Below are 2641 nucleotides of genomic sequence, written 5' to 3' on the forward strand. Positions count from 1 at the left end.
GGCGGAAGCCCCGCCCGCAGGCTTGACGCCCGTTGCCGATTGTTCGGTCGAACCGGCCCCGCTGCCAGTAAGCCCGCTGCTTTGCGCCGGTTCCGCCGTTGCAATCGGCTCCGTAGTAGTCGGCTTCGCTGCCGGCACGGTTGCCGGCTCTGCCGTTGCAGTCGGCTTCGTTGTCGCCGCAGTCGAAGGCTTTGTCGCCGCCGTCTGCGCCGGAGCTGCGCCTTTTACCAGCTTGAAGCTGTCGTGTTCGAACACGAATCGGATCGTATAATCGTGGTCATAATCGATCTCTTCGACGGTCACGTGGATTTTGGAGAGTATCGGCTTCGTAATGTCCGCAGAGAATTCCACCAGCCGCGTATCCGCTTTTTTGTTGGAGCTGACGACCTTCGTATTCACGAACGACCCGCCGCTTCCCGGCACCTTGAACTCCGTCACCCAGAAGCTATGGTTGATCGTCACCCTTACCGTCGCCTTGCCGTCCTTGATCGTGACCGTGGCAGGCTTCTCCCAATAGTCGTTCGCCATGGAGACGGAATCGTTCTCCGCCTTCAAGATGAGGTAATTCGCAGTATATGTACCATCCGCAAGATCTCCCGCGGCCATCATGCTTGCCGGCCACGCCAGCAGCGTTATCCATAATGCGGCCAGCAAGCCGCTAACCTTCGCCTTCGTTGTCAACGCATTCCCGTCCCTTCTATATATAAAATCAATATATATGATAATGATAATTATTATCACTAAATATCCTACCAATTATTTGAATTCACTGTCAACCCTAACCTTTAATTATTTTCTTGCACCCCGATTCCATACAAAAGGGCTTCAGGAGCCGACAGTCGACTCCCGAAAGCCCATTCGCCATCGTCTTACGCGCCCTGGGCTTCGGCCTCGGGGAGCGGGTTCCGCACGATCTTCACGTCATAGAAGGCAATCTTGTTGGAGATGATGTATTCCGGCGTCTCCCGGTGGGAATGGGATTCGCGGAACGCCTCGCTGCGCGTCCATCCCTGGAAGTCTTCCTTGCTCTCCCAGCGCGTGCTCACCGTCACCTCGTCATACTCCTTCGTGTTCTCCGTCAGCATGACTTCGAGACCCAGGAAACCTTTCATCCCTTCAACCTTGCCCACCTTGTTGAAGCGTTCGATCAGCTTCGCTCCGTTGCCCTTCGTAATTTGCGATACGTTCGTAACAATAACCATTGTCGATTCCTCCCTGGATTGTGGTATTGACATTATTTCAAGATTAGCGCCTTGCAAGTTATGGCTGATGCCGACCGTGGTCAGCGCCCAAGTGACGGTCGTCTATCGGATCAGTCTCCTCTTCTTGAGCAGCATCAGGAAAAACGGCGCTCCAATACATGCGAGCAAAATACCAGCCGGCAGCTCCAGCGGATCGAACCAGCTTCTTGCCGCCGTGTCGGCAATGACCATGATCGCGGCTCCGCCGACGACGGAATACGGCAACAGAAATCGGTAGTCCTCGCCGATGAGCAGCCGCACGGCATGCGGCACGATCAACCCCACGAAGCCCACCAGTCCGGCGACGCTAACCGCTGCGCCCGCCAGCAAGGACGCCAATGCGACGATCAGGAAGCGCTGCCGCTCGACATGCTGGCCTAATGACGATGCCGACTGGTCGCCAAGCATAAGCAAGTTCGTCGTCTTCGCCGCGAACGGCACCAGCAGCAGACCCACTGCCGCGTAAGGCAACATGAATTGCAGATGCGGCCAGCTTCTGCCGCTCAAGCTTCCCGAGAGCCACGGGATGACGCTCTGAATGCGATCGCTGTTCAGCACCATGATGCCGTTCATCACGCCGCCCAGCAGCGCGTTCACCGCGATGCCTGCCAGCACGATCTTAACGGGCGAGCTGCTTCTGTCCCAGGCCAGCAAGTAGATGATCAGGGACGAGACCAGCGCTCCCGCGAAGGCGAAGCCCGGCAGCAGATAAGCGAACTGCGGGAAGAGCACTAACGCGATAACCGCCGCTACTCCGCCGCCCGCCGACACGCCGACAATGCCGGGATCCGCGAGCGGATTGCGCATGACGCCTTGCAGCAGCGCCCCCGAAGCGGCCAGGCATGCGCCGACGAGCAAGCCGATCAGCACGCGCGGAAGGCGCAGATTCCAAATAATCGATTCGTGGGCGGTATCCCCCGCCCCGAACAAGGTGTGCCAAATCTCCGCCGGCGAGATCGACACCGATCCGCTTCCAATGCCGTACAGCATCGATAGAATAAGGAGAGGGCCCGCGCCAATGGCCATCCAGCGCCTTCGATTATTCCTCACCTTCACGTTCATGGCGCGAGCAGCTCCGTCAGCAGCTTAACGGCTTCGGGCACTCTCGTACCGGGGTTGGTCCCGAACAGCTCCGCCGGAAGCACGTGGATGCGTCCTTCGCGAACAGCCGCGAGCGAATTCCATGCCGGATTCCCCTCCATCTCGCGAACGAACCCCTTCTGCACCTCTTCCGAATTGCCGTGCGTCATAATCATGATCACATCGGGACTTGCTTCCACCACTCGCTCCGTGTTGAGCTGGGCGTACTGCGGGTAATTCTGCAGCCGCGGGAATTCCGCCGCCATGTTGCGTCCCCCCGCCGTCTCCAGCAGGTTGCCGGCCAGCGAGTTCGGCAGCGC

4 protein-coding genes are annotated in these 2641 nt (G+C 58.5%); all 4 read right to left on the minus strand.

Features of this window, described 5'->3' with window-relative positions:
• The coding region (gene isdC, locus PAT3040_RS30745) for a heme uptake protein IsdC (protein WP_258235246.1) at positions 1-681 on the minus strand (681 nt) is incomplete at its 3' end.
• Between the two features lie 188 nt (positions 682-869).
• Positions 870-1202: a heme oxygenase gene (isdG, locus tag PAT3040_RS30750; protein WP_108995684.1), complete on the minus strand. Its 333-nt coding sequence runs from the start codon at positions 1200-1202 to the stop codon at positions 870-872.
• 102 nt (positions 1203-1304) lie between these two features.
• Positions 1305-2303 (minus strand): FecCD family ABC transporter permease, encoded by a 999-nt coding sequence (locus tag PAT3040_RS30755; protein ID WP_108995685.1) that lies wholly within the window; start codon positions 2301-2303, stop codon positions 1305-1307.
• A partial coding sequence (locus PAT3040_RS30760) for an ABC transporter substrate-binding protein (protein WP_146200603.1) occupies positions 2300-2641 on the minus strand: 342 nt, incomplete at its 5' end. The genes PAT3040_RS30755 and PAT3040_RS30760, both read right to left, overlap by 4 nt.

Source organism: Paenibacillus agaridevorans, from assembly GCF_003112455.1.
In the GTDB taxonomy this organism is placed as follows: domain Bacteria; phylum Bacillota; class Bacilli; order Paenibacillales; family Paenibacillaceae; genus Pristimantibacillus; species Pristimantibacillus agaridevorans.